Here is a 25,452-nt window from a genome sequence, read left to right on the forward strand (position 1 = left end):
AGCGTGTTCTCGGTTAGGGTTCGCGGTGGACACAAACTTCTGGCGTTGCGCCTCGAGGAGGGCATGAATGACGGTGGATCCGACCGCTTCCGGTGGCCCGGGACAGGACTCGGCGGCACTCGCGGAGAAGGCGAAGGCGGCCAAGGCCGCCGCGGAGGAGGCCGCTCGCGTCGCGGCCGAGGCGGCAGCGGCGGCGGAGGCCGCAGTGGAGGCGGTCGCGGCCGCCGAGCGTGAGCACGCGGCGAAGGTGGCCGCGGCGAAGACGCCCGCCAGGCCGGCCGCGGAGCCCGCGGCGGCGGAGGTTGCATCTCCTGCCGCCGAAACGGCCGCCGCCGCAACGCCGCCGGCCCCCGTCGCCGCGGCACAGGAGATCGCCGCCGGCTACGCGTTCGACGGCGGGGCGCTCGAGCTCGGCACGATCATCGTCGACGGCGTCGTCGATCCCACCGCGCGCGTACGCATTCCGCTCGCGACCCTCAACCGCCACGGACTCGTCGCCGGGGCGACCGGCACCGGCAAGACCAAGACCTTGCAGGGCATCTGCGAACAGCTCTCCGCCGCAGGGGTTCCTGTGGTGATGGCCGACGTCAAGGGCGACGTGTCGGGACTGTCCGCGCCCGGCCAGGCGGGGGAGAAGATCGCCGCCCGCGCCGTCGAGACCGGCGTCGCCGACTGGGCGCCGACGGCGTTCCCGGTCGAGTTCCTCTCGCTCGGCACCGAGGGCATCGGCATCCCGGTGCGCGCGACCATCACCAGTTTCGGGCCGATCCTGCTCAGCAAGGTGCTGGGGCTCAACGACACCCAGGAGTCCACCCTCGGGCTGATCTTCCACTGGGCAGACACCCAGGGCCTGGCGTTGCTGGACCTCAAGGACCTTCGCTCGGTGATCGCGCACCTGACCTCGGACGAGGGCAAGGCCGACCTCAAGGGCATCGGCGGGGTGTCGTCGGCGACAGCGGGGGTGATCCTGCGGGCGCTGGTGAACCTCGAGGCGGACGGCGGCGACACCTTCTTCGGCGAGCCCGAACTCGACACCGCGGACCTGCTGCGGGTCGGCCCCGACGGCAAGGGCGTCGTCACGCTGTTCGAGCTCGGAGCCCAGGCCGCCCGGCCGGTGATGTTCTCCACGTTCCTGATGTGGGTGCTCGCCGACCTGTTCCAGACGCTGCCCGAGGTCGGCGACGTCGACAAGCCCAAGCTGGTGTTCATCTTCGACGAGGCGCACCTGCTGTTCGCCGACGCGTCGAAGGCGTTCCTGCAGCAGGTCGAGCAGACGGTCAAGCTGATCCGGTCCAAGGGCGTCGGCGTGTTCTTCTGCACGCAGCTGCCGACGGATGTGCCGAACAACGTGCTCTCGCAACTCGGCGCGCGCATCCAGCACGCCCTGCGCGCGTTCACCCCGGACGATCAGAAGGCGTTGACCAAGACGGTCCGGACCTACCCGAAGACCGAGCACTACGACCTCGAGAAGGCGCTCACCTCGCTGGGCACCGGCGAGGCCGTGGTGACGGTGCTCTCGGAGAAGGGCGCGCCGACACCGGTGGCGTGGGCGAAGATTCCGCCGCCGCGCTCGTTGATGGACACCATCGGGGAACCCGCGATCCGGGCGGCGGCCGCGGCGAGTCCGCTGCACGCGAAGTACGGAGAGACGATCGACCGGGAGTCGGCCTACGAGCTGCTGACCGCGAGGGTCTCCGGCGCGCCGAGTGACGGGCTGGATCTGCCGCCCGCGTTGCCGGACCTGCCCGACCTGCCGTCGCCGGCACCCGACGAGCCGAGCGCGGTGGAGAAGATCATGGACAACCCCGCGGTCAAGAGCTTCCTGCGGTCCGCGGCGACCGTCGCCGGCCGCGAGATCTCTCGCTCGATCTTCGGTACCGGCCGCCGCCGGCGCTGACGCACCTGTGCGCGGTTGACGAGTCCCTGGACTCGTCAACCGAGCACAGGCGGCGGAGCCGCCTACACCTTGGGGAGCAGTCGGGGCACGACCTTGCCGGTGGGGTTGCGGGGCAGTGCGTCGAGGAACACGACTTCCCTCGGCACGCAGAACCGGGCCAGGTGGGTCTTGACGTGCGCGCGCACGCCGTCGACCGTCAGGTCGGCGCCGTCCGGGTCGTCGGTGCGCACGACGTAGGCGGCGAGGCGTGCGCCGAACTCCGGGTCCTCGATCCCCACGACGGCGTTCTCGAGCACGCCGGGTAGTTCGCTGAGCAGGTTCTCGACCTCGCGCGGGTAGACGTTCTCGCCGCCGGAGACGATCATGTCGTCGCTGCGACCGTCCAGGAACAGCAGGCCGTCCTCGTTGAAGTGGCCGAGGTCGCCGGTGGACATCAGGCCGTCGCGCACCTGCTTCTCGCTGCCGCTGCGGGTGTAGCCGTCGAAGAGCATGCCGTTGCCGACGAACACGTGGCCGACCTCGCCGTCGGGAACCGGGCTGCCGTCCTCGCCGAGAATCCGCACGACAGTCCCGAGCGGGGGCCGACCGGCCGTGGTCGGGTGCTGTGCCAGCTCCGCGGGTTGGGCGATCGAGGCCCAGCTCACCTCGGTGGAGCCGTAGAAGTTGTAGAGCACCGAACCGAACAGGTCCAGGGTCTTGTGCACGACCCCGGTCGGAATCGCGGAGCCGCTGGCCGCGATCACCCGCAAGGAGGTCAGGTCCGCGTTCCGTTCGCCGGGGGGCAGGTCGGTGATGCGCTGCAGCATGGTCGGCACCACCCACAGCGCGCTGGCCCTGTGCTCGGCGACCGAGGCGACCGTCGCGGCGGGGTCGAACCGGCGGGTCAGCACCATCGTCGAGCGCAGCGCCAGGCCGATCTGGGTGGCGGCCAGGCCCCAGGTGTGGAAGATCGGCGACGCGACGACCGTGGTCTCCGCGCTGCGCAACGGCAGCCGGGAGAGCACCGCGGACGCCGGCATCCAGCTGCGCGGTTCGGGGCGTGAGGCGCCCTTCGGGGTGCCGGTGGTGCCGGAGGTCAGCACGATGATCCGCCCGCGACGGGGCCGCCGGGCGAGCGCTCCCGCGCCGCCGGTTCTGCCGTCCTCGACGAGGCCGTCGAACCGGGCCCAGCCCTCGGCGCCCGACGCCGCGTCGCAGGCGTGGTCGGGGTCCTCGAACACCGCCACCCGCAGCGTCCCGTCCGGGATGAGCGCGGTGAACTCGGGATCGACGAGCAGCCAGTCGAGGCGCTGCTCGACGACGACCTCGGCGAGCTGGGCGTCCGAGGCGCCGGTGTTCAGCAGGACCAGGTCGGTGCCGAGCCGCGACGAGGCCCCCATCGCGACGAGGAATCCGCGGTGGTTGCGGGCCAGGATGCCGATGCGTCCGCGTTCACGCAGGCCCCGGTCGTGCAGGGCGACCGCGAGCGCGTGCGCGTCGGCGTCGAGCTGGCGGTAGCTGACCGAGCCGAGGTCGTCGACGACGGCGATCCGGTTGCCGTCGCGGCGCGCGGCGACGGCCAACAGGCCGCCCGCGGTGAAGTCCCACTGGTACCAGGCGGAGACCACGCCGGTGAGGGCGCTCGGGCCGATCGGTCCGACGATGCCGGCCCTGGTGATGGGGACGAGCCCCTTGAGCAGATCCGTGGCTCCGGCAAGGCTCGGCATAAGGCGGTGTCCTCCTGGCGGCGGTGGGGCGGCGGGCGTGGGTCAGACCACGCCCGCCGCCAACTTACTCGTCGGTAAGGAGTGGCGCCAGTGGGTGCCGGCGTTGCTAGCGGGACACCTCGCGGCGGAGCAGGTCCTCGACCGTCTCCCGCCGGATCAGCTCGCGACTGCGGTCGTCCCGCACCGCGACGATCGGCGGCCGCCCGACCGCGTTGTACGTCGACGCGAGGCTGTGGTGGTAGGCCCCGGTCCCGGGGACGGCGAGGACGTCGCCCGGGTGCAGGTCCGACGGCAGCTGCACGTCGACCGCCAGTTCGTCGCCGGCTTCGCAGTGCCTGCCCGCGACGGTGACCGTGGTCGTCGGGGCGATCGAGTGCCGGTTCGCCAGCGCGACGCTGTAGTGCGCGCCGTACAGCGCGACCCGGGGGTTGTCGCTCATCCCGCCGTCGACGCAGACGAACGTCCGCCCGCCCGTCACGTGCTTGACCGACACGACCCGGTACACGGTCACTCCGGCCCGGCCCGCGATCGCCCTGCCGGGTTCGAGGGTGAGGCGCGGACGAGGGAAGCGGTGCCGCGCGCAGGCGTCGTCGAGCGCGTCGTCGAGCGTCGAGGCCAACGCGCTCAGGTCCAGCTGCGGGTCGCCGCACACGTACGAGATGCCGTGTCCGCCACCGAGGTTGAGTTCGGTCAGGATGGTGCCGTGGTCGATCCTGATCTGCGCCATCTGCGCGATCATCCGATCCACCGCCGTGCGGAAGTACTCCACCTCGGTGATCTGCGAACCGAGGTGGCAGTGCAGGCCGATCAGGTTCAGCCGCGGCTGGCCGAGGACCCGCTTGACGGCCTCGTCGGCCTGGCCGTGCTCGAGCGGGAAGCCGAACTTCTGGTCGGTCACGCCGGTCGCGACCGCCCGGTGGGTGTGCGCGTCGATCCCAGGGGTGACGCGCAGGAGGACGTTCTGGCGGCGGGTCAGCGACGCGGCGAGCAGGGTGATCTCGGCGTGCGAGTCGATCACGATGCGGCCGACGCCGGCGTCCCGGGCGGCCGACAGTTCTATGGGGGTCTTCGCGTTGCCGTGCATGATGATTCGTCGCGGGTCGACGCCCGCCGACATCGCGATGGCCAGTTCGCCGGACGAGCACACGTCGAGCGAGAGGCCCTCCTCGGCGACCCACGAGGCCACCGCCCGGGTCAGCAGTGCCTTTCCGGCGTAGGCGATCTCGGCCTCCGGGAACACCTCCCGATAGGTGCGGCAGCGGTGCCGCAGGTCCAGTTCGTCGAGGACGTAACAGGGCGTGCCGTACTGGTCGGCGATGTCCGCGAGCGCCACCCCGGCCACCGTGATGCGGCCGTGATCGTCCACGTGGGTGCCGTCGGGCCAGACGGCGGGGTCGAGCCGCGGGGTCATCGCCGAGCGCAGCGACGGGAAGATCTCGAGCAGGGTCACCGTGGTCTCCTTGGGTGGGTGTCACCCTCCGGAATACCCGCCGGACGCCGCCCCGACCGCACCCTTGACGGGTCCTTGACGCTGGTCGGGGCGGTCTTGACGCGAACCGGCTAGGGTGTGCCTCCCAATCCCGCGACAGGGATCGCGAGACATGCCCTAACTGGCAGCCAGCTCGGCGGGGAGGATGCGGAGGTGACCAAGACAGCCAGGGCGGGGCACCCCCTCGTAGGCCCCGCTGCAGGTCTCGCTGCTGCCCACAGCAGCGCTGCCTGACTGAACGGGGCCCGCAGCGCTGCCCGTCAGTGGGAGAACAATGGCTGCAAGGAGATCTTGGATGATGGTGGGGTTGGGGTCCTCAGCCGACATGGCGGGGTTGGGCTCCTCGGCCGACGCCGTGCCCCCACCGAGTGCCAGGCCACCGCCGAGCAGAGCCGCCGCGACCAGGACGGACGCGCCGCGGCGCGCCAGAATTCGAGACATGCAACTCCTTCGTTCGAATGTGTAGGACCGGGGCGACCACCCCGACGCGGCGCCAACCGACCGAGCCAGAATAGGGCGAATCGGCCAGCCCTGCAGCCGAATCGAATTCGAGTTCCGGCAGGCCACAGCGTTAAACACGACCGGCGGCAGGATCCCCCACCGCGTTGCGGTCCTGCCGCCGTGGATCCCACTCACTTGGGTGATTCGGACCTCGGGCATGTCTCCTGGTCGGCGAGGTGTCGTAACCAGGTGCACACCGCCGACAACAGCGCACCGGCCCGGTAGGTCAGGGCGAGCTTGTCGTAGCGAGTAGCCAGGGCCCGCCACTGCTTGACCGTGCAGAAGGACCGCTCGACGACATTGCGGCCCTTGTTCTTCTCGACGTCGAAGTCGACCGGACGGCCACCGCGACCGCCTCTTGGAGGCGATTGCGTTCCGTCGAGTCCAGCGACACCATCCAGTCGATCTCGCCGATCTGGTCGGCCCGGGCGAGTAGATGGTCAGGACCTTGTCCCAGGCGCGACAATCGCCGACTGCTCATCACCGATCGCACTCGTGCACACCGAGCATGGTGCCGCACAGACACGATCAGATTAGGGAGACAAGCCCTAGCCGCCCAGCTTCTTGTAGAAGGTGCCGACGATCGGTGCCACCACGGCCCGCGGGCTGTACTGCCCGGCGACCGACATGCCCTTGCTGAGGATCCCCGGCACCACGCGCATCTTGTTCTTCGCGAGCGCCTCGAGGGAGACCTTCGCGGTGTACTCGCTCGAGATCCAGAAGAAGTCGGGAACCAGCTTGTCCACGATGGACGCGTCGGCCGGGTCGGGGATCTCGGTGCGAACCGGGCCCGGCGCGAGCAGCGTCACATGCACACCGGAGTCCTTCAGCTCCCCGCGCAGGGACTCGGAGAAGGTGTTCACGAACGCCTTGGTGGCGGCGTAGGTCGCGTTGTTGGGGATCGGCATGTTCCCTGCCGCGGACCCGACGTTGAGGATCCCGCCCGAGCCGCGCTCGATCATGCCCGGCAGAACCGCGAGCGTGAGGTCGTGCACGGCAACGGCATTGAGTTCGACCTGGGCCCGCTCGTAGCCGGCGTCGAGCTCGGACACCGGACCGAAGGTGGCGATGCCCGCGTTGTTGCACAGGATGCTGACCGGCCGCTGCGAGAGCTCCTCGGTGAGCGTCGCACGCTTGTCGCGGTCGGACAGGTCCACCGCCCGGACCTCCACGGTGACGCCGTGGGCGTCGGCCAGTTTCGTGGCGAGCGCCTCGAGCAGGTCGCCGCGGCGGGCGACGAGGATCAGCGAATGACCCTGTGCGGCCAGCTCGGTGGCCAACGCCTCGCCGATGCCGGAGGAGGCGCCGGTCACGACGGCGCGGGTGTCGGGGGTGGGGGTAGGCAGGCTCACGGTGGTCAGGCTAACCGCTACACCGTCGCCGCGAGCCGGGTGCCCTGTTCGATCGCCCGCTTCGCGTCGAGTTCGGCGGCCACGTCGGCGCCGCCGATCACGTGGACGGTCATCCCGGCCGCGGTCAGATCGCCTTCGAGGTCCCGGACCGACTCCTGGCCGGCGCAGATCACCACGTTGTCCACCGCCACCACCTGCGGCCGTTCGCGCTTCTCGCCGAAGCTGATGTGCAGGCCCTCGTCGTCGATCCGCTCGTAGTTGACGCCGGAGATCTGGTGCACGCCCTTCTTCTTCAGTGCGGCGCGGTGCACCCACCCGGACGTCTTGCCGAGGCCGACGCCGATCGGGGTCGTCTTGCGCTGCAGCAGGTACACCTCGCGCGCCGACGGCGTGGACTTCGGCTCGGTGAGCCCGCCGGGGGCCGACTCGTCGGCGGTGACGCCCCACTCGCGGTTCCACTCCTGCAGGTCGAGAGCGGGCGAGCTGTCGTGGGTGAGGTACTCGGAGACGTCGACACCGATGCCGCCGGCGCCGATCACCGCGACCCGCTCGCCGACCGGGCGGCCGTCGCGGACCAGCTCGGCGTACGACAGCACGCTGGGATGTTCGATGCCCGGAATCGCCGGGATTCGCGGGGTGACCCCGGTCGCGAGCACGACCTCGTCGTGGCCGCCGTCGACGAGCCGCCGCGCGTCCACCCGGGTACCCAGATGCACCTTCACGCCGGCCAGTTCGAGCTGACGGGTGTAGTAGCGGATCGTCTCCGCGAACTCCTCCTTGCCGGGGATGCGTCGCGCGATGCCGAACTGTCCGCCGATCTCGTCGCCGGCCTCGAACAGGTTCACCTCGTGCCCGCGCTGGGCCAGGTTCAGCGCCGCCGACAGTCCGGCGGGCCCGGCTCCGACCACCGCGACGTTCTTGCGTCGCCGGGTGGGGGAGAGCACGAGTTCGGTCTCGCGGCCGGCGCGGGGATTGAGCAGGCAGGAGACCTTCTTGTTGCCGAAGGCGTGGTCGAGACAGGCCTGGTTGCAGGCGATGCACGTGTTGATCTCGTCGCTGCGGTCGGACTCGGCCTTGCGCACCCACTCGGGGTCGGCGAGCATCGGCCGGGCCATCGAGATCAGTTGTGCGTCACCGCGGGTGAGGATCTCCTCCGCGGTCTCGGGCATGTTGATCCGGTTCGAGGCACACACCGGGATGGTGACCTCGCGGGCCAGTCGTTCGGTGAAGTCCACGAACGCCGCGCGGGGCACGGAGGTGACAATGGTCGGAACCCGCGCCTCGTGCCAGCCGATGTCGGTGTTGAAGATCGTGGTCCCCGCGGCTTCGAGTTCGCGTGCGAGGGTGACGATCTCGTCCCAGGTCTGGCCCTTCTCGACCAGGTCCGCCATGGACAGTCGGAAGAGGATGACGAAGTTCGGGCCGACGGCGGCGCGGGTGCGTCGGACGATCTCCACGGCGATGCGACGCCGGTTCTCGGCCGACCCGCCCCACTTGTCGGTGCGCTTGTTGGTGCGCGGCGCGAGGAACTGGTTGATGAGATAGCCCTCGCCGCCCATGATCTCCACGCCGTCGTAGCCGGCGGACTGGGCAAGTCGCGCGCACCGGACGAAGTCGCCGATCGTGGACTCGACGCCGCGACCGGTGAGCGCGCGCGGGCGGAACGGGTTGATGGGGGCCTTGATCGAGGAGGCGGACGCGCTGAGCGGGTTGTAGGAGTACCGGCCCGCGTGCAGGATCTGCAGCGCGATCTTGCCGCCCTCGGCGTGCACCGCGTCGGTGACGGTGCGGTGCCGCTTCGCCTGCGCCTCGGTGATCATCTCGGCGCCGAACGGCAGCAGCCAGCCGGTGCGGTTCGGGGCGAATCCTCCCGTCACGATCAGGCCCACCCCACCGCGGGCCCGCTCGGCGAAATAGGCCGCCAGCTTCGGGATGTCGCGTGCGCGGTCTTCGAGTCCGGTGTGCATCGAGCCCATGACGACGCGGTTGCGCAGGGTGGTGAACCCCAGGTCGAGCGGGGACATCAGGTTCGGATACGGGTTGCTCACGGCGTCGGCCTCTCGGTCGTGGGAGTCGGGACGGTGGTCGTCGGGAGGGGCTGAGCCTGCGAGCGACCGGAACTACAGGGCATCGAGGACCTCCTGGCACCACGCGGTGAAACCCTCCTCCACGCGGATTCCGCCGCGCAGGACCAGGTACTGATGCAGGTCGGGGCCGGAGAGCCGATCCGGCGCGGGGAAGTCCCGCTTCTCGATCAGTCGGTAGATCTCGAGTCGGCGGGTGTGCTCGTCGCGATGTCGGGCGACCTCCGCCCTGACGTCGGCGAGGTCGCCGAGGGAGGCGGCGCGAATCTTCACGGCGAGTTCGTTGCGCAGTTGCCCCGGCTCGGTGGGCTCGGCGATCCATCGCTGCAGTTCGGCGCGGCCCGCGTCGCTGACGCGGTACACCTTCTTGTCGGGGCGGCCGTCCTGGCCGACGGTCTCCGCGTCCACCCAGCCGGACTCGTCCATCCGCTTGAGGACGCGGTAGATCTGCTGGTGGGTGGCGTTCCAGAAGAACCCGATGGACTTGCCGAATCGGCGCGCGAGCTCGTATCCCGAGCCGGACTTCTCCGACAGCGAGACCAGGAGTGCGTGTTCGAGTGCCACGTGGTCGAGTATCTATGCAACGAGGAGACTATGCAACTAGATGCATAAACTCGGTCGCCATCTCCTTCGTCCGGATCGGATCAGCGGCAGAATGGCACCGATGGCACGGTCTTCCGGGGGCACGCCGTCCGGATCCGCTGGGTCCGGCGAACGGGACCTTGCGCGGTTCGTCGGGCGGATCGCTCTGGTCGACCATCATTGCCACGGCGTGCTGCGCGATCCTCTCGATCGCGCCGGGTTCGAGTCCTGGCTGTGCGAGGCCGACGGACCCGGGCGCTGGCACGGCAGCCTGTTCGACACTCAGGTCGGTCTCGCGGTCCGCCGCTTCTGCGCTCCGCGGCTCGGCCTGGAGCCGCACACCGCCGCCGACTCCTACCTCGCGCGGCGCGTCGAACTCGGTCCCGACGAGGTCGCCCGGCGGCTGCTGCGAGGTGCAGGTATATCGGAGTATCTGGTCGACACCGGCTTCCGGGCCGACGGCCTGACGACACCGACCGAGTTGGCCGTCCGCGCCGGTGCGCCGGCGCGGGAGATCGCCCGGCTGGAGTCGGTGGCCGAACGGGTGATCGTCGGGCGCGGCGCCGCCGAGTTCGCCGCGGCGTGCCGGGACGCACTGGCCACCGCTGCCGCGACCGCCGTCGCGTTCAAGACGATCGCCGGGTACCGGGTCGGCCTCGACCTGGCGCCGGACCGTCCGGCCGCGAGCGAGGTGGTCGACGCGGCCGCACGGTGGGCGTCGGCCATCGAGCGGGGCGCGCCGGTCCGGCTCGCCGACGAGACCCTGACCCGCTTCCTGGTCTGGACCGCCGTGGACCTCGGACTGCCGATCCAGTTCCACAGCGGGTACGGCGACGCCGACGCGGACCTGGCCCGGTGCGATCCGCTCCTGCTCACCCCGTTGCTGCGTGCCACCGCCGGCCGCGGCGTGCCGATCATGCTGCTGCACACGTACCCGTTCCACCGGCACGCGGCCTACCTCGCGCAGGTGTTCGACCACGTCTTCGTGGACGTCGGTCTCGCCGTGCAGAACGTCGGCACGGGAGCCGGTCGGGTGCTGGCCGAACTGCTCGAACTCGCGCCGCTGCCGTCGGTGCTGTTCTCCACCGACGGCTGCGGGCTGCCCGAGCTGTTCCTCGTCGGCGCCGAGCTGTTCCGCCGGGCGCTGACCTCGTTCCTCGTCGCGGGCCTCGCCGACGACGCCTGGTCGTACCGGGACGCGCAACGGATCGCAACGCTGATCGCCGCCGACAACGCCCGGCGCGCGTACCTCCTCGACTAGTGCGACGTCGGGAGGCGATCGGCATGCAGCTGCCCGGTGCCGTCGGGGTAGTAGAGGTAGCCGTCGGCCGCGACCAGGCTCTGCCAGTGCAGCGCGATGTCGCCGGCGTTGTCGGCCCAGATCCGTTTGCCGGTGGCGGGGTCCAGGCCGACTGCGCCGGCATCGGTCAGGTAGTAGACGACGCCGTCGACGACGATCGGGGAGGTGCCGCCGCCGTCCGTCGTCCAGCGCGACGTCAGCGCGGGTGTCCCGTCGACGGTCACCACCTCGAGTCCGGACAGGCCCCGGCCGTTGGCGACGAAGACCCACGATCGGCCTTCGGGATCGCGCCAGGTCGCCGGCTGCGCCAGCACCTCGCCGGTCTCGGGGACGGGCACGATCTGCACCTCACCGCCCGTGCCGTCCGGGTTCACCCGGCGATGACCGCCGAGGTCGGCCAGGTCGAGCAGTCGGAGCATGCCGTCCTTGCCGGCCTGCACGGCCAGCGGTGTCGTTGCGCGGTCGGGGAGGATGGCCGGTGCGGCGCTGCCGAGGTCGAGGTCGCCCTCGTCGAGCTGCACCTGGTTCGACGGGGTGTAGAAGTCGACGGGACCGCCACCGGACCCGGTGCCGTCCGGGTTCAGGGCCAGCACGCTGTCGCCGAAGTTCCGGCTGCCGTCGTAGGCGCCGTTGCCAGTGGCGAGATAGACGCGGTCGGTGCCCGGGTCGTATACGACGCCGGGCCGGGCCCACACCGCGGCCTGGACCCGGCCGCAGTCCGGGGTGCCTGGCGCCGACACGAAGTGCACGGCCTGATCGCTGCAGACGGTGTTGAACACGGTCTGGCCGCCTGTGGCCAGATCGATGGTGGTGAGGTGGCCCTGATAGTCGCCGCGGTCGCCGAGGTACCCGCCGCTGGCGACGTAGAGGTAGGAGCGGCCGGACCGGGCGGTCGCGACGGTCAGGTGGGCGGAGCCCTTCTCGTCGAACGGTTTGGTGGTGGCCAGTTCGGGCCAGCCGAAGGCGGTCACCTCGGTGCCGGTGCCCGTCGCGCGCTTGTGGACGCGGCCGTCGAGTCCGTAGGAGTACACGAAGTCGCCGCTCGGGTCGACCGCCGGGGCGGAGGTGGTGTAGCAGGGCTGTCGTCCGTTGTTGATCCGGCAGGCCCCGGGACCGTCCTGGGCCTGCCACACCACGGTGCCGTCGCGGGCGTCGACGGCCACGGCCGTGCCGTTCTTCGTGGTGAGGAACAGTAGGTTGCGCGGGCCCGCCGCCGTGGGCACGTTCGCCAGGTAGACCGCCGGGCTGTCGGCCGGGCCCGGCAGGGTCGCGGTGAAGCCGCCGGTCCCGTCCGAACTGGCGTTCTCGGCGGTCGTACAGGCTGCGAGCGTGAGGACGCCCGCAGCGATCGCGCAGGCGCCGCGGGCGACCGTTCGGCGCGCCGGGCCGGATCGATTCATCCAGGTGTCCTTCACGAGCGAAGTGACGACTCGAGTCTCGATCGTAAGGCGCCGCCGGATGGTGCGGCACCCCTCGACCCGGCGCGCGTCGCCGGGTCGAGGGGTGTTCGGTTCAGGACCCGCTGGACCCGGTGCCCGCTCCGGGCGCGTTCGAGGTCAGCAGCGGCAGGAACGCGTCGGCGATGATCTGGTGCCCGACCGGGTTCGCGTGGATGTCGGCCATGGAGCACATCCACGTCCACGCGCAGATCCTCGCGACATTGCGGGGCAGGGTGCCGAAGGGTGGGACGTCGACGGGATTGCCGACGTCGTTGTTGGAGAACGCGTTCAGGACGTCGGCGGTCTTGAACCCGTTGGCACTGTTCGCGCTGGCGATGGTCGCGGCGAGCAGGTTGTTCGCGGCGGCGGTCGCCTGCGCGGTCAGCTGGCTGGTCCCGCCCTCGAGCCAACCGGCGAGCGCGGGGTCGTAGTAGTTCATCCCGACGTAGCGCGGGTCCGTGCCGCCCGCCTTGTGCAGCTCGCCGGTGATCTTGCCGAGGTTGGTACCGATCGTGCCGAGGCTCTGCGTGATGCAGCCGATGTCGGGAAGACCCGCGGACCCGGAACCGCCGGTCAGGCAGTGGTAGATGTCGTTGGCCCCGACGGTGAGGGTGAGGTACTCGACCCGGCCCTGGTGCGCCGCCAGGAACTTGGTGGCGAAGTCGAGTTGGGAACTCGCACCGGGGTAGACGCACTTGCCTCCGTTGATCATCGACGCGGTGGTCTCGCCGTCGCATCCGATGCGCACGAACTGCAGGTGGGGATCGGATGCCTTCAACGTCTCGTAGACCCGGTCGCTGTAGGAGACGGGTTCGTCCTTCTTCGTGTTCGGCTGATAGCCGGCGGCGAGGGAATCACCCATCGAGACGTAGTACGTGTCGGTCGGATTCTCGGCGGGGACGGTGGGAGCGGCGACGGCGGGAGCGCCGCCCAGCCCCATCGCGACGGCGATGACGGCGATGGACAGGAGTCGAGAGCGCATGTGTGGCCTCCGGATCGGTGCGGACTGACCAGAACGACGAGCCGCACGAAACGGTATGGGTGTCACGGGCGGTGGGCAATGCGAACCGGGGTAATCGTTACGTTGCGGTGACAGGCACCGGCGGGTCGCGCTCACCTAGGCTCGCCGTATGAGCGCACCGGTGGTCGGCGAGGGCGTCACCCGCAGGCAGGTCTTCGCCTGGGGCCTGTGGGACTGGGGTTCGGCCGCCTTCAACGCGGTGATCGTCACGTTCGTGTTCTCGGTCTACCTCACCGACGGGGTGGGCGCGGATCTGCCCGGCTCGGTGTCGGCGAGCAGCTGGCTCGGCTGGTCGCTCGGCGCCGCGGGGCTGTGCATCGCGCTGCTCGCCCCGGTCACCGGCCAGCGCTCGGATGCCACCGGACACCGACGGCGTTCGCTCGCGCTGCTCACCGCCGCGGTGGTGACGTGCATGCTGCTGATGTTCCTGGTGCAGGATCGCTACCAGTACCTGTGGCTCGGCCTGGTCCTGCTCGGCGTGGGCTCGGTGATCTTCGAGCTGGCCCAGGTGCCCTACAGTGCCATGCTCCGCCAGGTCTCCACCCCGCAGAACATCGGCCGGGTGTCCGGGTTCGGCTGGGCGATGGGCTATTTCGGCGGCATCGTGCTGCTGCTGGTCTGCTACCTCGGATTCATCGCCGGTGACGGGGACACTCGTGGGCTTCTCTCGCTGAGCACCGACGGTGGCCTCAACATCCGGCTGGTGGCGGTGCTGGCGGCGGTCTGGTTCGCGTTGTTCGCGATCCCGGTGCTGTTCGCCGTTCCGGAACTGCCGCGCGCGACGGCCGCCCCCGGCCTCCCGGGCACGGTGACCGCGGCCGCCGACGCCGGCTTCCTCGGCTCGTACCGCGTGCTGTGGTCGGACCTGCGCGAGCTGTGGCACGCCGATCGGCACACCCTGTACTTCCTCGGGGCCAGCGCGTTGTTCCGGGACGGGCTGGCGGGCGTGTTCACCTTCGGCGCCGTGCTCGCGGTCAACGTCTACGGCATCGCCTCGTCGGACGTGCTGCTGTTCGGGGTGGCGGCGAACGTCGTGGCCGCGGTCGGGGCGCTGGCCGCGGGCCGTCTCGACGACCGGCTCGGACCGAAGACCGTGATCGTCGGATCGCTCGGCTCGATGCTCGCGGTCGGGGCTATGCTGCTCGTGGTTCCGGGACCGGTGGGATTCTGGATTCTCGGGTTGCTGCTGTGCCTGTTCGTCGGGCCGGCCCAGTCCGCGGCCCGCACCTTCCTGACCCGGATCACGGTGACCGGCAGGGAGGGGCAGATGTTCGGCCTGTACGCGACGACCGGACGGGCGGTCTCGTTCCTGGCGCCGACGCTGTTCGGGCTGTTCGCCTGGATGTTCGCCAGTGACCGCGCCGGGATCCTCGGCCTCCTCGTGGTGCTCGCTGCGGGTCTCGCTGCGCTGCTCCCGGTGCGCGCACCGCAGCGTGACCCGCGCGGCGGCTACCGGCTCGAGCCCTCGGCACGCTGAAGGCCGAGCTTCTCCGGGAACAACCGACGCTGGACGATCCAGCCCGCGGCGGACAGCGCGATCCAGAGCAGGGTCGAGGTGACCTGTTCCCAGCCGGGATTCGGCTGGTGCAGGAAGCTCAGGGCGTTGGTGGTGAGGCCGATACCGGTGAGCATCATGCTCGCACCGCCGATCGAGGTCAGCCACAGCAGCGCCCGGGCCCGGTACTTGTCGGCGAGGAAGGCCGCCGCCACCGCGATCGCCACGATCACGATCGCGCTCACCGCCCAGTTGTTGTCGCCGTGCTGGACCACGTCGGCCAGTTTCGCGCCCGCCATCGCACCGGTCAGACCGCCGATGAAGAAGGCCGAGAACCTGAAGATCAGCGAGGTGACGACCCACGCGGCGACCGCGCCGATCAGCGCGAACAGGAACAGTGTCGCGAGCGAGGCGTTGAAGAGGTCGGTGATCAGCCAGCCGAGGCCGAAGCCCGCGGCGAGCACCGCTAGGTGCATGGACCGGATGCCCCAGAAGCACAGCAGGGCCCCGACCAGGAGTACTGCGATACCGTTCATCAGCGTTTCCCTTCGATTTGTGCGAGGACCGCCTCGGCGAGCGCATCGGGTGCCTGTTCCGGAATCCAGTGACTGACGCCGGCGAGTTCGACGAAACGGTATGGCGCGTCGACGAATTCACCGCACCGCTCGGCGCCCGCCCGGCCGAGCGCCTCGTCGCCGTCGCTCCACACGTAGGTGGTGGGCACGGTGACCGGCGGAATGTCGCCGAACTCGTGACCCATCGCGCGGTACCAGGACAGGGCGGCGGTCAGTGCACCCGGCTCGGTGAGGGCGCGCACGTGCACCTCGACCAGGGCGCTGTCGACGCCGCCGAAGACCGCTCGCAGTCGGTGGGCGTCGTCGGCGAGCAGGGCCCGTTCGGCGGAGTCGCCGTGCCGGAAGACCGTGATGTAGGCCGACCGCTGCCGCTGATCGTCGTCCTCACGCAGGGCCCAGCCGAACGCGGCCGGGTGCGGAACGGACACCGCGGTGAGCGTGCGGACCCGGTCGGGGTGCCCGGCGGCGACCGCCCAGGCCACGGCGGCACCCCAGTCGTGTCCGACCAGGTGGGCGGCGTCGATCCCCAGCGCGTCGAGCAGGCCGACGACGTCGCCGACCAGGTTGTCGATCGCGTAGTTCTCGACGCCGATCGGCCGGGCACCGGGGGAGTACCCGCGCTGGTCGGGTGCGATCACCCGGAGTCCGGCGGCGGTCAGGGCGGGCGTGACCGGCCGCCAGCAGGCGGCGGTCTCGGGGAAGCCGTGCAGCATCAGCACCGTTGGGCCGTCCGCCGGACCCGCGGTCGTGACGCGGAAGGTGTAGTCGCCGACGGCGACGGTCGCGGTGGTGGCAGTTGGATTCACATGTCCCCCAGGGTCACTCGCGGCGACGGGCGTAGCTGTTCGCGGCCGCCCTGACCGGAACACTACCGCGCAGGGACCGTCGGCCAGGTGATTGTGGACGTGTCCGGGCAGTCGAAGACGAGCAGGTCGGCGGCGGCGGAGCCCGAGGTGGCATAGGGTGCGCACTACATGACGACGATCACATAGGCCGGTCAGGGGCCGGTATTGTCCGATTCATGCGAGGGGGAAGTTGTGGCGGATGACGATCGGAAGGGGCGACCCCTACAGATTGCCGGCCGTCCCGCCGCGCAATGGCTGTCGGCTTCGGCGGAGGACCTCACCGAGCGGGTCATCGCCCGTCTGGTGGACGAGTCCCCGGTGTATCGCGCGCTGCCGCGCGAAGAGGTGGACGGCGAGATCGCCGAGATCGTGCACCACAACATGGAATTGTTCGCCACGCTGGTGTTCGAGCGGCGGGCCGTCAACGACTCCGAGCTTGTCGAGCAACGCAACTCGGCCGCGCGCCGGGCCGAGGAGGGGGTGCCGCTCGAGGCGGTGCTGTACGCCTATCACCTCGGGATCGGAATGTCCTCGCAGGACCTGTTCGCGGCCGCGCGGCCGGACGACATCCGCGACGTGCAGGTGCTGATGGCGATGGTCCTCGACTTCCTGCGCCGGCTCACCCTCGCGGTCAGTGCCGCGTACCTCGAGGAACGCCAGATCATGGAGAGCCAGGAGAACTCGGGTCGGCGCTCGTTGATGTCGGCCCTGGTCGCTGGCGAGCGGCTCGACGCCGTCGTGCACCGGACCGGGCTTCGGCTGGCCCCGCAGTACCTCGCGCTGACCCTCGCGATCGACGAGAACGCCGACGAACGCGGATCGGGGATGAGCGGCACCGTCGCGAGCCGACGCAAGTTGCGGCGCCTGCAGGCACAGCTGGACCGGATCACGGGTGAGCCCGCGCTGACGGTGATCGACAGCGGTGGCGGCACCGCGCTGATTCCGTGTTCCGCGGCGCCGCCGGACTGGGACCAACTGCGCGCGGCGATCGAGCGGATGCGGGTGGTGATCGGAGCCGACCTGTGGGTCTCGGGTGCCCTCGCCACCCCTGGCGAGGTGCCGGATGCGGTCACCCTGACCGCGGACATCGTCGCGCTCGTGGCCCGGTCGGGACGCCCGCCCGGCCTGTACCGGCTGACGGACGTGCTGCTCGAGTACCAGCTGAGCCGGCCCAGCGCGGCGCATCGGGAGCTGGCCACGCTGCTCGACCCGCTGGTCGGCAAGCCGGAGCTGATGCAGACCCTCCAGACGTACGTGGCGACGGGACTGAACCGCCGCGCCACCGCCGCCGCACTCGAGGTGCACGCCAACACGGTCGACTATCGGATACGCAGGGTGGCCGAGCTGATCGGGCGCAACCCGTCCGACCCGGCGGACCTGCCGCACATCGGGGCGGCACTGGTGGCACAGCGCGCGTTGGGCTGAGCGCCGACGTCGGGCATGCTGGACCGGATCTCGAGGGGGAATTCGATGGTGTGGGTTCGGCGTGCGGTGGCGGTGCTCGGTTGGCTGGCGGTGTTCGCGGCCGCGGTCGGGATCGGGGCGCACTTCCTCGACACCTCCGTGACGGTGCTCGTGGTCCTCGCCTCGTTCGCGCCGCTGCTGATGGTGTGCGCGGGTGCCGGCCTGCTGGCGCTCGCCGCAACCCGGCAGTGGGTGGGGACGGTCGTGGCGGCGGCGGTGCTGGCGGTGGCGGCGTGGACCCAACTTCCGCTGTACGTCGGCGACGCACGGCCCGACGGCGCATCCGATCTGACGGTCATGCAGGCGAACATCTTCTTCGGCAACGACGACATGGAAGGCGTTGTCGCGCAAGTCAGGTCGAGGAACGTCGACATCCTGACGGTCAACGAGCTGACGCCCGGTGCGGTGCCCCGGCTCGGCGCCGCCGGCCTCGACGAGGTGCTGCCGTTCCGGTATCTGCGTCCGACGGAACTGGGCGGGGGGACCGGGATCTGGAGCCGGCATCCGCTCTCCGCGCAGACCGAACACATGGGGTTCGTGATGAACATGGTGTCGGCACGGGTCCGCCCGCCGGGGCAGCGGCCGTTCGTGGTCGTCGCCGCGCATCCGCTGCCGCCCGTGCCGCGGCAGCAGACCGACATCTGGGCCCGTGAGATGGCGCAGGTGCGGGACATCCTGCAGCGCCTGCGCGATGGTGCCGAGCCGGTGATCGTCGGCGCCGACTTCAACTCGACCTACGACCACGCTCAGTTCCGTGCCCTGCTCGGGGACGGATTCCGGGACGCGGCAGAGCAATCCGGTGCGGGTGCGCTCCGGACCTATCCCGCCGACCGGTGGTGGCCGCCGCTGTTGGCGATCGATCACGTCCTGGTCGCGGGCGCGACGGCCACCGGCGCCGGCATCGTCGACCTGCCCGGTTCCGACCATCGCGGGGTCGTCGCCACGGTCGCGGTGCCCGCTCCCGAGGGCTACTCGGGGCTCGGCTGACCGAGGGGCGCGCGCTGGTGGACGAGTGCGTCCACCCCGTCGAGGATGCGGTCGAGCCCGAATCGCAGTGCGTGCTGAGGACTGCTCGCCGCCTGATGCTCCCGGCCGGCGGCCGATCCGACCCGGTCCGAGACCGGATAGGCGGCGGGGTCGAGTAGTCGTTCGAGGATCGGCGCGGTCGCCGCCCACCATTGGGCGTCGGTGAGCCCGGAATCGCGGGCGGTCTGCTCGACGCTGACGAGCAGCCGAGCGGTGCCGGTCACGTGCGAGAGCACCAAGGACAGCACCGCGTCCATCTCCACGTCCGTCAGGCCGATCCCGTCCAACGGGCGCAGCTCGGCCTCGTACTTTCGGCTGGTGTTGGGTCCGAGAACGGGTCGGGCGCCGACGATGTGCAGCAACCACGGGTGGCGGCGGTAGAGGTCCCAGTTGCGGTCGACGACGAATTCGACGCCGCCGCGCCAGCCGCCGCCGGCGCGGGCCGGTTCGTCGGTGTCCGTGTACAGGTCGGCGAGGGTGGCGTCCTGCATCAGGTCGACCAGGACCGCCTTGCCCGGGACGTGGGTGTAGAGCGACATCGCGCCGACACCGAGCCGGTCGGCGAGCCGGCGCATGGACACCGCCTCGAGTCCCTCGGCGTCCGCGAGTTCGATTGCGGCGGCGACGATCGCGTCGACGCCGAGACCGGTGCGGCCGGACGTGCTGTGCTCTCCCCACAGCAAGGCCAGCGTGCGGGCCGGATCGGTCCGGCCCTCGTGGCTGGTCGTCGCCCTCTTCTCGGTCACAGGAACATTCTCCCCCAGTTCGTCGTCGAGACACTCGACCGGCGAGCACACGGCTCGGCGGACTGGGGGATCGACCCGCGGTGGGTGGCGTCCCCGAACACCACCCACCGCGGTCGGTTGTCAGCTGGCGAAGCCGAGCAGCTGCAGCAGCGCCGCCGGGCTGAAGTCCGCGCTGCCGGTGCCGCCGCCGGGGTTCGTGGGGTCGCCGGCCAGGGTCACCTTCGCCACGGACCCGAGCTTGACGTACGGGTTGGTCGAGGCGCCTTCCTTGCACTGGGTGATCACCGCATAGGTGCCGGCCTTCAGCGCGATCGAGGTGCCGGTTGCGGCGCCGCCGGTGAAGCCGGGGTACGTGATCTCGTCGACGCGGGTGGTCTTGTCGTAGACCGCGGCGTCGAACGGGAAGATCTGTGCCTCACAGTGATTGAGGGCCTCGGTGGTGGCGATGTCGTGCAGTGCGACCGTGATGGTGCCGGCGCTGTTGGTCACCGTCGAGGAGCCGGTGACGGCGGCCGAGCCGAGGGCGGGGTTCGCGACCATGGCGAGGGTGGCGATGCCGGCGACGGACGCGGCACCGGCGATGCGGCGCATGCTGAACGAAGACATGTGAGGGGATCCTTTTCGATCGCACCGCGCATCGAGGTGCGCGGTGAACGGGAAGCCCGTAGGCGGCCGGAGGGGGCCGGGGCTGACGGTGCTGCGAATTATCTAAGGCTGCCCTTCGTGAGGGCAGGCTTAGTTAAGGGGATGTCCGGGGTCGCTGTCAATGCGTGTGACTGTCGTCACTGATTGCGCTCGAGCTGCAGGTGAAGAGCATGAAGACCGTCCAGTTCGTGCCGTCCGTATTGTCGGATTGCCGGGTTGTTCATGCCCTCGCATCCACGGCGGCACTCGCCTGCCCCGACCACGGCCGGGCGGGTGGTCGCCGTTCCGGAGTGTGGGTCCGCCCTCGATCCTCGTAATATGCGTCACCCCAATGACTTCCGCAGCGTGGCGTGCGCTCGACGGGGTGCGGTCGGGGGCATACTCCTCTCGGTCTGATCCCGAGTAAGGAGTTCCCCCTTGAGTTTCCACACTGTGGCCCGCCCGCGACTGATCATGATCGCCGCGTGTACGGCCGCACTGACCCTCACCGGCTGCAGCGCGCAGCTCGCCGAGGCCGACGCCGCGTCGACCGGCAGTTCGGACTTCGGTAGCTCGGGCGGCGGGCAGCCGGCCGACCAGTCCGCCACCCTGGCTCTGCTCGACACGCTGGCAGTCAAGGGCCGCGCGCCCAAGACCGGCTACAGCCGTGACGAGTTCGGGCAGGCGTGGTCGGACGACGTCGCCGTCGCGGGCGGGCACAACGGCTGCGACACCCGCAACGACATCCTCGACCGCGACCTGACGAACAAGACGTACAAGGCCGGCAAGAAGCAGTGCATCGTGCTCACCGGCACCCTGAACGACCCGTACACCGGCAAGCAGATCCAGTTCACCCGTGGGCAGGACACCTCGACCGCGGTGCAGATCGACCACGTGGTCGCCCTCAGCGACGCGTGGCAGAAGGGTGCCCAGCAGCTCGACGCCGACACCCGCCGCAACCTGGCCAACGATCCGCGCAACCTGCTCGCCGTCGACGGACCGGCCAACCAGCAGAAGTCCGACGGTGACGCGGCGACCTGGTTGCCGTCGAACAAGTCGTACCGCTGCACGTACGTCGCCAAGCAGGTGGAGGTCAAGGCCGCCTACAGGCTGTGGGTGACCCAGTCGGAGAAGGACGCGATCGTCCGTCAGCTCGGCTCCTGCTGACCGCCGTCCGAAATTGATTGAACGGGGGTTCAGTGGTCGGATCGATCCCGAAACCGACCACTGAACCCCCGTTCATCGCGTCGTCGGTCGCCAGCCGCCCATGCCGATCATGATCAGCCGCAGCTGATGCTCGGCCCGATCGATCACCGCCCGCTCCTCGCGGCCGCCGGGGTGGTCCACCTCGAGCAGGTCGATCACCGTCGACATCATCACCCCGACGATCAGGTCGGCCGCCATCTCCAGGTCCTCGACCTCCCAGCTCGCGAGCGCGGGCATGCGCGAGAGGTCGATGGTGAGCTCGCTCGCGAACAGCCGTAGCTCCGCCGCGATCGCCCGGCGTACCTCGGTGACGCCGCCGTAGCGCTCGCGGCTGAGGAAGCGGAACTGGCCCTCGTGCGCCCGCACCTGCCGGAGTAGGATGTCCAACGACGCGCTCGCGTTCTTGGTGCTCGGGTCGCGCCGGGCCTCGCGGAGCATCCGGCGCAGCATGCGCATGCTGTCCTCCACCAGTGCCACGCCGAGGTCGTCCATCGAGGCGAAGTGCCGGTAGAAGGCGGTCGGGACGATGCCCGCCGAGCGGGCCACCTCGCGCAGGCTGAGGCTTGCGAAGCCGCGCTCCTCGAGCAGTTCCAGGGTGCCGTCGAGGAGCGCCTGCCTGGTGCGTTCCTTGCGTTCGGCTCGACTTTCGGGCTCGGTCACAGTTCGAGTGTATGTCTGTACACCGTCCGGTAGTGCACTGCCCCTGTAATCGCCGTCACACGCAAGTGGGGGTTGACATCTACCTGGGACTTCCTGTCACACTTGTTTGTGTACAACTGTGCACTGAAAAACGGATCAACCGTTCGCCACAGGCCCACCGCAGGAGGTTGCAGTGACCGTGCAGACCCGAACCCGCTCGCGCCGGCCGTCGCTGGTGTCGCTGCTCGAGGCGATGGCCACGCCGCATCAACTCGACCGGTACCTCGAACTCGTCAACCCCATGGCCACCGTGCGCGACCTGCGCGCAGAGGTCACCGAGGTGCGCCGCACCACCGCCGACACCGTCACCCTCACGCTCCGGCCGACCCGGCAGTGGGAGGGCTTCGCGGCCGGCCAGTTCGTCCAGGTCGGCGTCGTCGTCGACGGCGTCCGGCACACCCGCTGCTACTCGCCGGCGTGCTCGCAGTACCGCGCCGACGGCCGCATCGAACTCACGGTCAAGGCGCACCCTCAGGGGCTGGTCTCGCAGCACCTGTACCGGCACGCCGAGGTCGGCCTGGTGGTCGGCCTCTCGCAGGCCGACGGGGTGTTCCGACTCCCGGCCGAGCGTCCCGGGAAGGTCCTGCTGATCAGCGGCGGCAGTGGGATCACTCCGGTGATGTCGATGCTGCGGACCCTGCTCGACGAGGGTCATGCCGGCGAGGTCGCCTTCCTGCACTACGCGGACACCGAGCACGACGTCGCCTACCGCGACGAGCTGGCCGACCTGGCAGCCCGGCACGAGAACCTGCGACTGCTCCTGGCCTACACCCACTCCGAGAACGGCGACCTGCGCGGGTTCTTCGGCCGCGACCATGTGGACGCGGCCGCACCGTGGTACGCCGAGGGGCAGACCTACCTGTGCGGTCCGCCTGGGTTGATGCGTTCGGTGCGTGAGCATTTCGACGCTCTCGGACTCGGTGGCCGGTTGCACATGGAGGAGTTCGCGCCCGCTCTCGCGCCGGTCGACGACGAGGCGACCGGCGAGGTGTCGTTCACCGCGTCCGGCGTCACCGCGGACAACTCGGGGGCGAGCCTGCTCGAGCAGGCCGAGTCTGCGGGTCTGACACCCGAATTCGGCTGCCGGATGGGTATCTGCTTCACCTGTACCGCAGTCAAGACCTCAGGTTGCACCCGCAATCTGCGCACCGGCGAACTCGACTCCGACCCGGACCAGCCGATCCAGCTGTGCGTCAGCGCGCCGGTCGGCGACGTCTGCCTCGACATCTGAGTCGTCGACCACTCGAATCCCACCGACCGAGGAGAACTCCCATGTTCGGCCTTTCCCTCTCGTCGCTGCCCCTGCTGGGTGGCGCGAGGAACGTCACTCCCGCGGACCCCGTCGTGCTCAGCTACGAGCAGGTCGAGGACATCGGCCGCGAACTCGACGAGCTGCGCGCCCGCGTCGTCGCCGACCTCGGCGCGAAGGACCGCGACTACATCTACTCGATCATCAAGGCGCAAAGGGGGTTCGAGGTCGCCGGGCGCGGCCTGATGTACCTCGGCTTCCTGCCCCCGTTCTGGCTGGCGGCGGTGGGTGCGCTCGGGATCTCGAAGATCCTCGACAACATGGAGATCGGCCACAACGTCATGCACGGCCAGTACGACTGGATGCGCGAGCCCGGGCTGAACTCCCGGGTCTTCGAGTGGGACACCGTGTGCCCTGCCGACCAGTGGCGTCACTCGCACAACTACATGCACCACACCTACACGAACATCGTCGGCCGCGACCGCGACATCGGCTACGGCATCCTGCGCATGGACGAGGGGCAGAAGTGGCACCCCTACTACCTGGGCAACCCGGTGTACGCGTTCGCGCTGATGATGCTCTTCGAGTGGGGCGTCATGCTGCACGACCTCGAGACCGAGAACGTGATCAAGGGCAAACGCACGTGGCGCGACGTCAAGCCGCTGCTGCAGGGGATGCGGCGCAAGGCGGGCCGCCAGGTGCTCAAGGACTACGTCGTCTTCCCTGTGCTCACCGGACCGCTGTTCGTGACCACCCTGCTGGGCAACGCCGGCGCGAACCTGGTGCGCAACGTGTGGACGTACTCGATCATCTTCTGCGGTCATTTCCCCACCGGTGTGCAGACTTTCACCGAGGAGGAGACCGCCGAGGAGACCCGCGGGCAGTGGTACGTGCGCCAGATGCTCGGCAGCGCCAACATCGAGGGCGGCCGACTGTTCCACATCATGTCCGGCAACCTCTCGCACCAGATCGAGCACCACCTGTTCCCCGACATCCCCGCCAACCGGTACCCGGAGATGGCGCCGCAGGTGAAGGCGCTCTGCGAGAAGCATGGCCTGCCCTACAACACCGGCGGCTTCTTCCGGCAGATCGGCTCCGTCTGGGCCAAGATCTTCAAGCTCGCGTTGCCCGACTTTCTCACCGGTTCGACACCGCCGCCCGGTGTTATCGTCGAACGTCAGAAGGCCGCAGCCGGAGAGGTACGCGTCCCATGGTGAGCAAGTTCGAGCGACGCAAGGACACCGTGCAGGAGTTGACGGAGTCCGGTGCCACCCATGTCGGCAGGATCGCGATGATCATCGCGGGCGCCGTGCGGGACGTCACCCGCGAGATCGGCGACTGGATCAGTGACGGCATCGAGATGAGCGAGGCGGCGAAGAGGGCGCGGGCCGACGAGGACCGGACGGCCACCCGTGCGGATTCCGATGGCGAACCAGACGCGGGGGAGCCCGAACCTCGGACCTAGCGCCCCGCGCCCGAAGTCTTCTCGCGGATGCCAGGGCCCGCGCGGCGCCTCGCTGCGTTGTCGGAGTCCCAGGTAGAACACCGCTACCTGGGACTCCTCCGCCTTCCGATGCATCCACGTGGATCCCCGGCAACCATCAACGGACTTCGAGCACGAGGCGCTAGCGGCCGCCGCCTCAGGGTGCGGAAGCCTCGGCGTTACGGGACACCCGCCGAAGCAGATCCGCGAGCGCCCGCCGCTCGCGCTCGTCGAGTCCGTCCAGGAGCCGGCGCTCTCGTTCGACGCGGCTGGGCAGTTCGGCCTCGACGAGGTCGCGCCCTGCCGGGGTCAGTTGCAGCAGCACCACGCGGCCGTCCCGCTCGAAGGGCAGCCTTTCGAGCAGTCCGATCTTCGTCAGCCGGTCGGCGTGCTTGGTGGTCGAGGCGCCGCTCGTCATCGTCACCGCGGTCACCTCGCTGGCGCGGAGCGGGCGGTCGGCGCGAGCGAGGGCGCACAGGATCTCGAACTCGACGCGGGTGACGCCGGTCGGCGCGAGGGCACGGTCGAGCTGGTGCAGCGCTAGCGAGCTGATCCGGTTGACGCGACCGATCACCTCGATCGGGGCGGTGTCCACCTGTGGGTAGGTCCGGGCCCATTCGACTCGAACGCCGTCGACGAAGTCGGGGGAGGTGTCGGTGTCGCCCATGC

22 protein-coding genes are annotated in these 25,452 nt (G+C 70.0%); 9 read left to right on the forward strand and 13 right to left on the reverse strand.

The genetic code is table 11. The annotated features are described in order from the left end of the window. The first annotated feature begins 67 nt into the window (after positions 1-67). Positions 68-1,897: a helicase HerA-like domain-containing protein gene (locus ACFVH2_RS12205; RefSeq protein ID WP_378427308.1), complete on the forward strand. Its 1,830-nt coding sequence runs from the start codon at positions 68-70 to the stop codon at positions 1,895-1,897. Positions 1,898-1,959: 62 nt separating this feature from the next. On the opposite strand, the gene ACFVH2_RS12210 is transcribed toward ACFVH2_RS12205, so the two are convergent. From ACFVH2_RS12210 to ACFVH2_RS12230, 5 genes are all read right to left on the reverse strand, one after another. Next, positions 1,960-3,603: an AMP-binding protein gene (locus ACFVH2_RS12210; protein ID WP_378427307.1), complete on the reverse strand. Its 1,644-nt coding sequence runs from the start codon at positions 3,601-3,603 to the stop codon at positions 1,960-1,962. A 106-nt stretch (positions 3,604-3,709) separates the two neighbouring features. Then, positions 3,710-5,053 (reverse strand): diaminopimelate decarboxylase, encoded by a 1,344-nt coding sequence (gene lysA, locus ACFVH2_RS12215; protein WP_378427305.1) that lies wholly within the window; start codon positions 5,051-5,053, stop codon positions 3,710-3,712. A gap of 1,088 nt (positions 5,054-6,141) precedes the next feature. After that, the gene (gene cmrA / locus ACFVH2_RS12220; protein WP_378427303.1) at positions 6,142-6,945 is read right to left on the reverse strand and encodes a mycolate reductase; all 804 of its coding nucleotides are present in this window, start codon (positions 6,943-6,945) and stop codon (positions 6,142-6,144) included. A gap of 17 nt (positions 6,946-6,962) precedes the next feature. After that, positions 6,963-8,969, reverse strand: coding sequence for an FAD-dependent oxidoreductase (locus ACFVH2_RS12225; protein ID WP_378427374.1), 2,007 nt, complete (start codon positions 8,967-8,969; stop codon positions 6,963-6,965). A gap of 96 nt (positions 8,970-9,065) precedes the next feature. Then, positions 9,066-9,593, reverse strand: a complete 528-nt coding sequence (locus ACFVH2_RS12230; RefSeq protein ID WP_378427301.1) for a PadR family transcriptional regulator — start codon at positions 9,591-9,593, stop codon at positions 9,066-9,068. 100 nt (positions 9,594-9,693) lie between these two features. Here ACFVH2_RS12230 and ACFVH2_RS12235 point away from each other — a divergent pair, with 100 nt between their 5' ends. Further along, entirely contained in the window at positions 9,694-10,872 is a 1,179-nt protein-coding gene (locus tag ACFVH2_RS12235) for an amidohydrolase (RefSeq protein ID WP_378427299.1), read from the forward strand. Here the strand turns inward: ACFVH2_RS12235 and ACFVH2_RS12240 are convergent. Both ACFVH2_RS12240 and ACFVH2_RS12245 read right to left on the reverse strand, forming a co-directional pair. Continuing rightward, positions 10,869-12,311, reverse strand: coding sequence for a PQQ-binding-like beta-propeller repeat protein (locus ACFVH2_RS12240; protein ID WP_378427297.1), 1,443 nt, complete (start codon positions 12,309-12,311; stop codon positions 10,869-10,871). The two genes, ACFVH2_RS12235 and ACFVH2_RS12240, sit on opposite strands and share 4 nt — an antisense overlap. Positions 12,312-12,423: 112 nt before the next feature. Then, positions 12,424-13,332: a GDSL-type esterase/lipase family protein gene (locus ACFVH2_RS12245; protein WP_378427295.1), complete on the reverse strand. Its 909-nt coding sequence runs from the start codon at positions 13,330-13,332 to the stop codon at positions 12,424-12,426. A gap of 148 nt (positions 13,333-13,480) precedes the next feature. Between ACFVH2_RS12245 and ACFVH2_RS12250 the strand changes: the two genes are divergently transcribed. Beyond that, complete coding sequence (locus tag ACFVH2_RS12250; RefSeq protein WP_378427293.1) at positions 13,481-14,848, forward strand: MFS transporter; 1,368 nt, start codon at positions 13,481-13,483, stop codon at positions 14,846-14,848. Here the strand turns inward: ACFVH2_RS12250 and ACFVH2_RS12255 are convergent. Then, on the reverse strand, positions 14,821-15,402 hold the full coding sequence (locus ACFVH2_RS12255) for a DUF4203 domain-containing protein (RefSeq protein WP_378427292.1): 582 nt from the start codon (positions 15,400-15,402) through the stop codon (positions 14,821-14,823). The two genes, ACFVH2_RS12250 and ACFVH2_RS12255, sit on opposite strands and share 28 nt — an antisense overlap. Beyond that, on the reverse strand, positions 15,402-16,247 hold the full coding sequence (locus ACFVH2_RS12260) for an alpha/beta fold hydrolase (protein WP_378427290.1): 846 nt from the start codon (positions 16,245-16,247) through the stop codon (positions 15,402-15,404). The genes ACFVH2_RS12255 and ACFVH2_RS12260 overlap by 1 nt, the downstream gene beginning before the upstream one ends. A gap of 231 nt (positions 16,248-16,478) precedes the next feature. Between ACFVH2_RS12260 and ACFVH2_RS12265 the strand changes: the two genes are divergently transcribed. Continuing rightward, the gene (locus ACFVH2_RS12265; RefSeq protein ID WP_378427288.1) at positions 16,479-17,711 is read left to right on the forward strand and encodes a PucR family transcriptional regulator; all 1,233 of its coding nucleotides are present in this window, start codon (positions 16,479-16,481) and stop codon (positions 17,709-17,711) included. Positions 17,712-17,756: 45 nt separating this feature from the next. Beyond that, positions 17,757-18,737 carry an endonuclease/exonuclease/phosphatase family protein gene (locus ACFVH2_RS12270; protein WP_378427286.1) on the forward strand — a complete coding sequence of 327 codons (981 nt, stop codon included), beginning with the start codon at positions 17,757-17,759 and terminating at the stop codon, positions 18,735-18,737. On the opposite strand, the gene ACFVH2_RS12275 is transcribed toward ACFVH2_RS12270, so the two are convergent. Then, complete coding sequence (locus ACFVH2_RS12275) at positions 18,719-19,522, reverse strand: TetR/AcrR family transcriptional regulator (RefSeq protein ID WP_378427284.1); 804 nt, start codon at positions 19,520-19,522, stop codon at positions 18,719-18,721. The genes ACFVH2_RS12270 and ACFVH2_RS12275 overlap by 19 nt on opposite strands. A 120-nt stretch (positions 19,523-19,642) precedes the next feature. Further along, positions 19,643-20,128, reverse strand: coding sequence for a hypothetical protein (locus tag ACFVH2_RS12280; RefSeq protein WP_378427283.1), 486 nt, complete (start codon positions 20,126-20,128; stop codon positions 19,643-19,645). A gap of 456 nt (positions 20,129-20,584) precedes the next feature. Between ACFVH2_RS12280 and ACFVH2_RS12285 the strand changes: the two genes are divergently transcribed. Beyond that, positions 20,585-21,313 carry an HNH endonuclease family protein gene (locus tag ACFVH2_RS12285; protein WP_378427281.1) on the forward strand — a complete coding sequence of 243 codons (729 nt, stop codon included), beginning with the start codon at positions 20,585-20,587 and terminating at the stop codon, positions 21,311-21,313. A 72-nt stretch (positions 21,314-21,385) separates the two neighbouring features. Here the strand turns inward: ACFVH2_RS12285 and ACFVH2_RS12290 are convergent, their stop codons facing one another. Next, a complete protein-coding gene (locus ACFVH2_RS12290; RefSeq protein WP_378427279.1) occupies positions 21,386-22,012 on the reverse strand; it encodes a TetR family transcriptional regulator in 627 nt (208 codons plus the stop codon). Positions 22,013-22,244: 232 nt separating this feature from the next. Here ACFVH2_RS12290 and ACFVH2_RS12295 point away from each other — a divergent pair, with 232 nt between their 5' ends. From ACFVH2_RS12295 to ACFVH2_RS12305, 3 genes are read left to right on the forward strand one after another with little or no spacing between them, the layout of a single operon-like run. After that, a complete protein-coding gene (locus tag ACFVH2_RS12295) occupies positions 22,245-23,282 on the forward strand; it encodes a ferredoxin reductase (RefSeq protein ID WP_378427901.1) in 1,038 nt (345 codons plus the stop codon). Positions 23,283-23,323: 41 nt separating this feature from the next. Further along, a complete protein-coding gene (locus tag ACFVH2_RS12300) occupies positions 23,324-24,517 on the forward strand; it encodes a fatty acid desaturase family protein (RefSeq protein WP_378427829.1) in 1,194 nt (397 codons plus the stop codon). Further along, positions 24,511-24,765 (forward strand): hypothetical protein, encoded by a 255-nt coding sequence (locus tag ACFVH2_RS12305; protein WP_378427831.1) that lies wholly within the window; start codon positions 24,511-24,513, stop codon positions 24,763-24,765. Before ACFVH2_RS12300 ends, ACFVH2_RS12305 begins: the two co-directional genes overlap by 7 nt. Positions 24,766-24,940: 175 nt before the next feature. On the opposite strand, the gene ACFVH2_RS12310 is transcribed toward ACFVH2_RS12305, so the two are convergent. Further along, positions 24,941-25,450 (reverse strand): MarR family winged helix-turn-helix transcriptional regulator, encoded by a 510-nt coding sequence (locus ACFVH2_RS12310; protein ID WP_378427833.1) that lies wholly within the window; start codon positions 25,448-25,450, stop codon positions 24,941-24,943. Positions 25,451-25,452: the final 2 nt, after the last annotated feature.

Origin of the sequence: Rhodococcus sp. NPDC127527 (assembly GCF_042672245.1) — a bacterium.
Taxonomy (GTDB): domain Bacteria; phylum Actinomycetota; class Actinomycetes; order Mycobacteriales; family Mycobacteriaceae; genus Rhodococcus_G.

What these genes read in the sequence shown, in the direction of transcription:
- ACFVH2_RS12250 (WP_378427293.1), top strand. Translation starts at nt 13,481, where the DNA reads ATGAGCGCACCGGTGGTCGGCGAGGGCGTCACCCGCAGGCAGGTCTTC.
- ACFVH2_RS12255 (WP_378427292.1), bottom strand. Translation starts at nt 15,402, where the DNA reads ATGAACGGTATCGCAGTACTCCTGGTCGGGGCCCTGCTGTGCTTCTGG.
- ACFVH2_RS12295 (WP_378427901.1), top strand. Translation starts at nt 22,245, where the DNA reads ATGGCCACGCCGCATCAACTCGACCGGTACCTCGAACTCGTCAACCCC.
- ACFVH2_RS12205 (WP_378427308.1), top strand. Translation starts at nt 68, where the DNA reads ATGACGGTGGATCCGACCGCTTCCGGTGGCCCGGGACAGGACTCGGCG.
- ACFVH2_RS12305 (WP_378427831.1), top strand. Translation starts at nt 24,511, where the DNA reads ATGGTGAGCAAGTTCGAGCGACGCAAGGACACCGTGCAGGAGTTGACG.
- ACFVH2_RS12270 (WP_378427286.1), top strand. Translation starts at nt 17,757, where the DNA reads ATGGTGTGGGTTCGGCGTGCGGTGGCGGTGCTCGGTTGGCTGGCGGTG.
- ACFVH2_RS12210 (WP_378427307.1), bottom strand. Translation starts at nt 3,603, where the DNA reads ATGCCGAGCCTTGCCGGAGCCACGGATCTGCTCAAGGGGCTCGTCCCC.
- ACFVH2_RS12280 (WP_378427283.1), bottom strand. Translation starts at nt 20,128, where the DNA reads ATGTCTTCGTTCAGCATGCGCCGCATCGCCGGTGCCGCGTCCGTCGCC.
- ACFVH2_RS12225 (WP_378427374.1), bottom strand. Translation starts at nt 8,969, where the DNA reads ATGTCCCCGCTCGACCTGGGGTTCACCACCCTGCGCAACCGCGTCGTC.
- ACFVH2_RS12245 (WP_378427295.1), bottom strand. Translation starts at nt 13,332, where the DNA reads ATGCGCTCTCGACTCCTGTCCATCGCCGTCATCGCCGTCGCGATGGGG.
- ACFVH2_RS12310 (WP_378427833.1), bottom strand. Translation starts at nt 25,450, where the DNA reads ATGGGCGACACCGACACCTCCCCCGACTTCGTCGACGGCGTTCGAGTC.
- ACFVH2_RS12235 (WP_378427299.1), top strand. Translation starts at nt 9,694, where the DNA reads ATGGCACGGTCTTCCGGGGGCACGCCGTCCGGATCCGCTGGGTCCGGC.
- ACFVH2_RS12300 (WP_378427829.1), top strand. Translation starts at nt 23,324, where the DNA reads ATGTTCGGCCTTTCCCTCTCGTCGCTGCCCCTGCTGGGTGGCGCGAGG.
- ACFVH2_RS12240 (WP_378427297.1), bottom strand. Translation starts at nt 12,311, where the DNA reads ATGAATCGATCCGGCCCGGCGCGCCGAACGGTCGCCCGCGGCGCCTGC.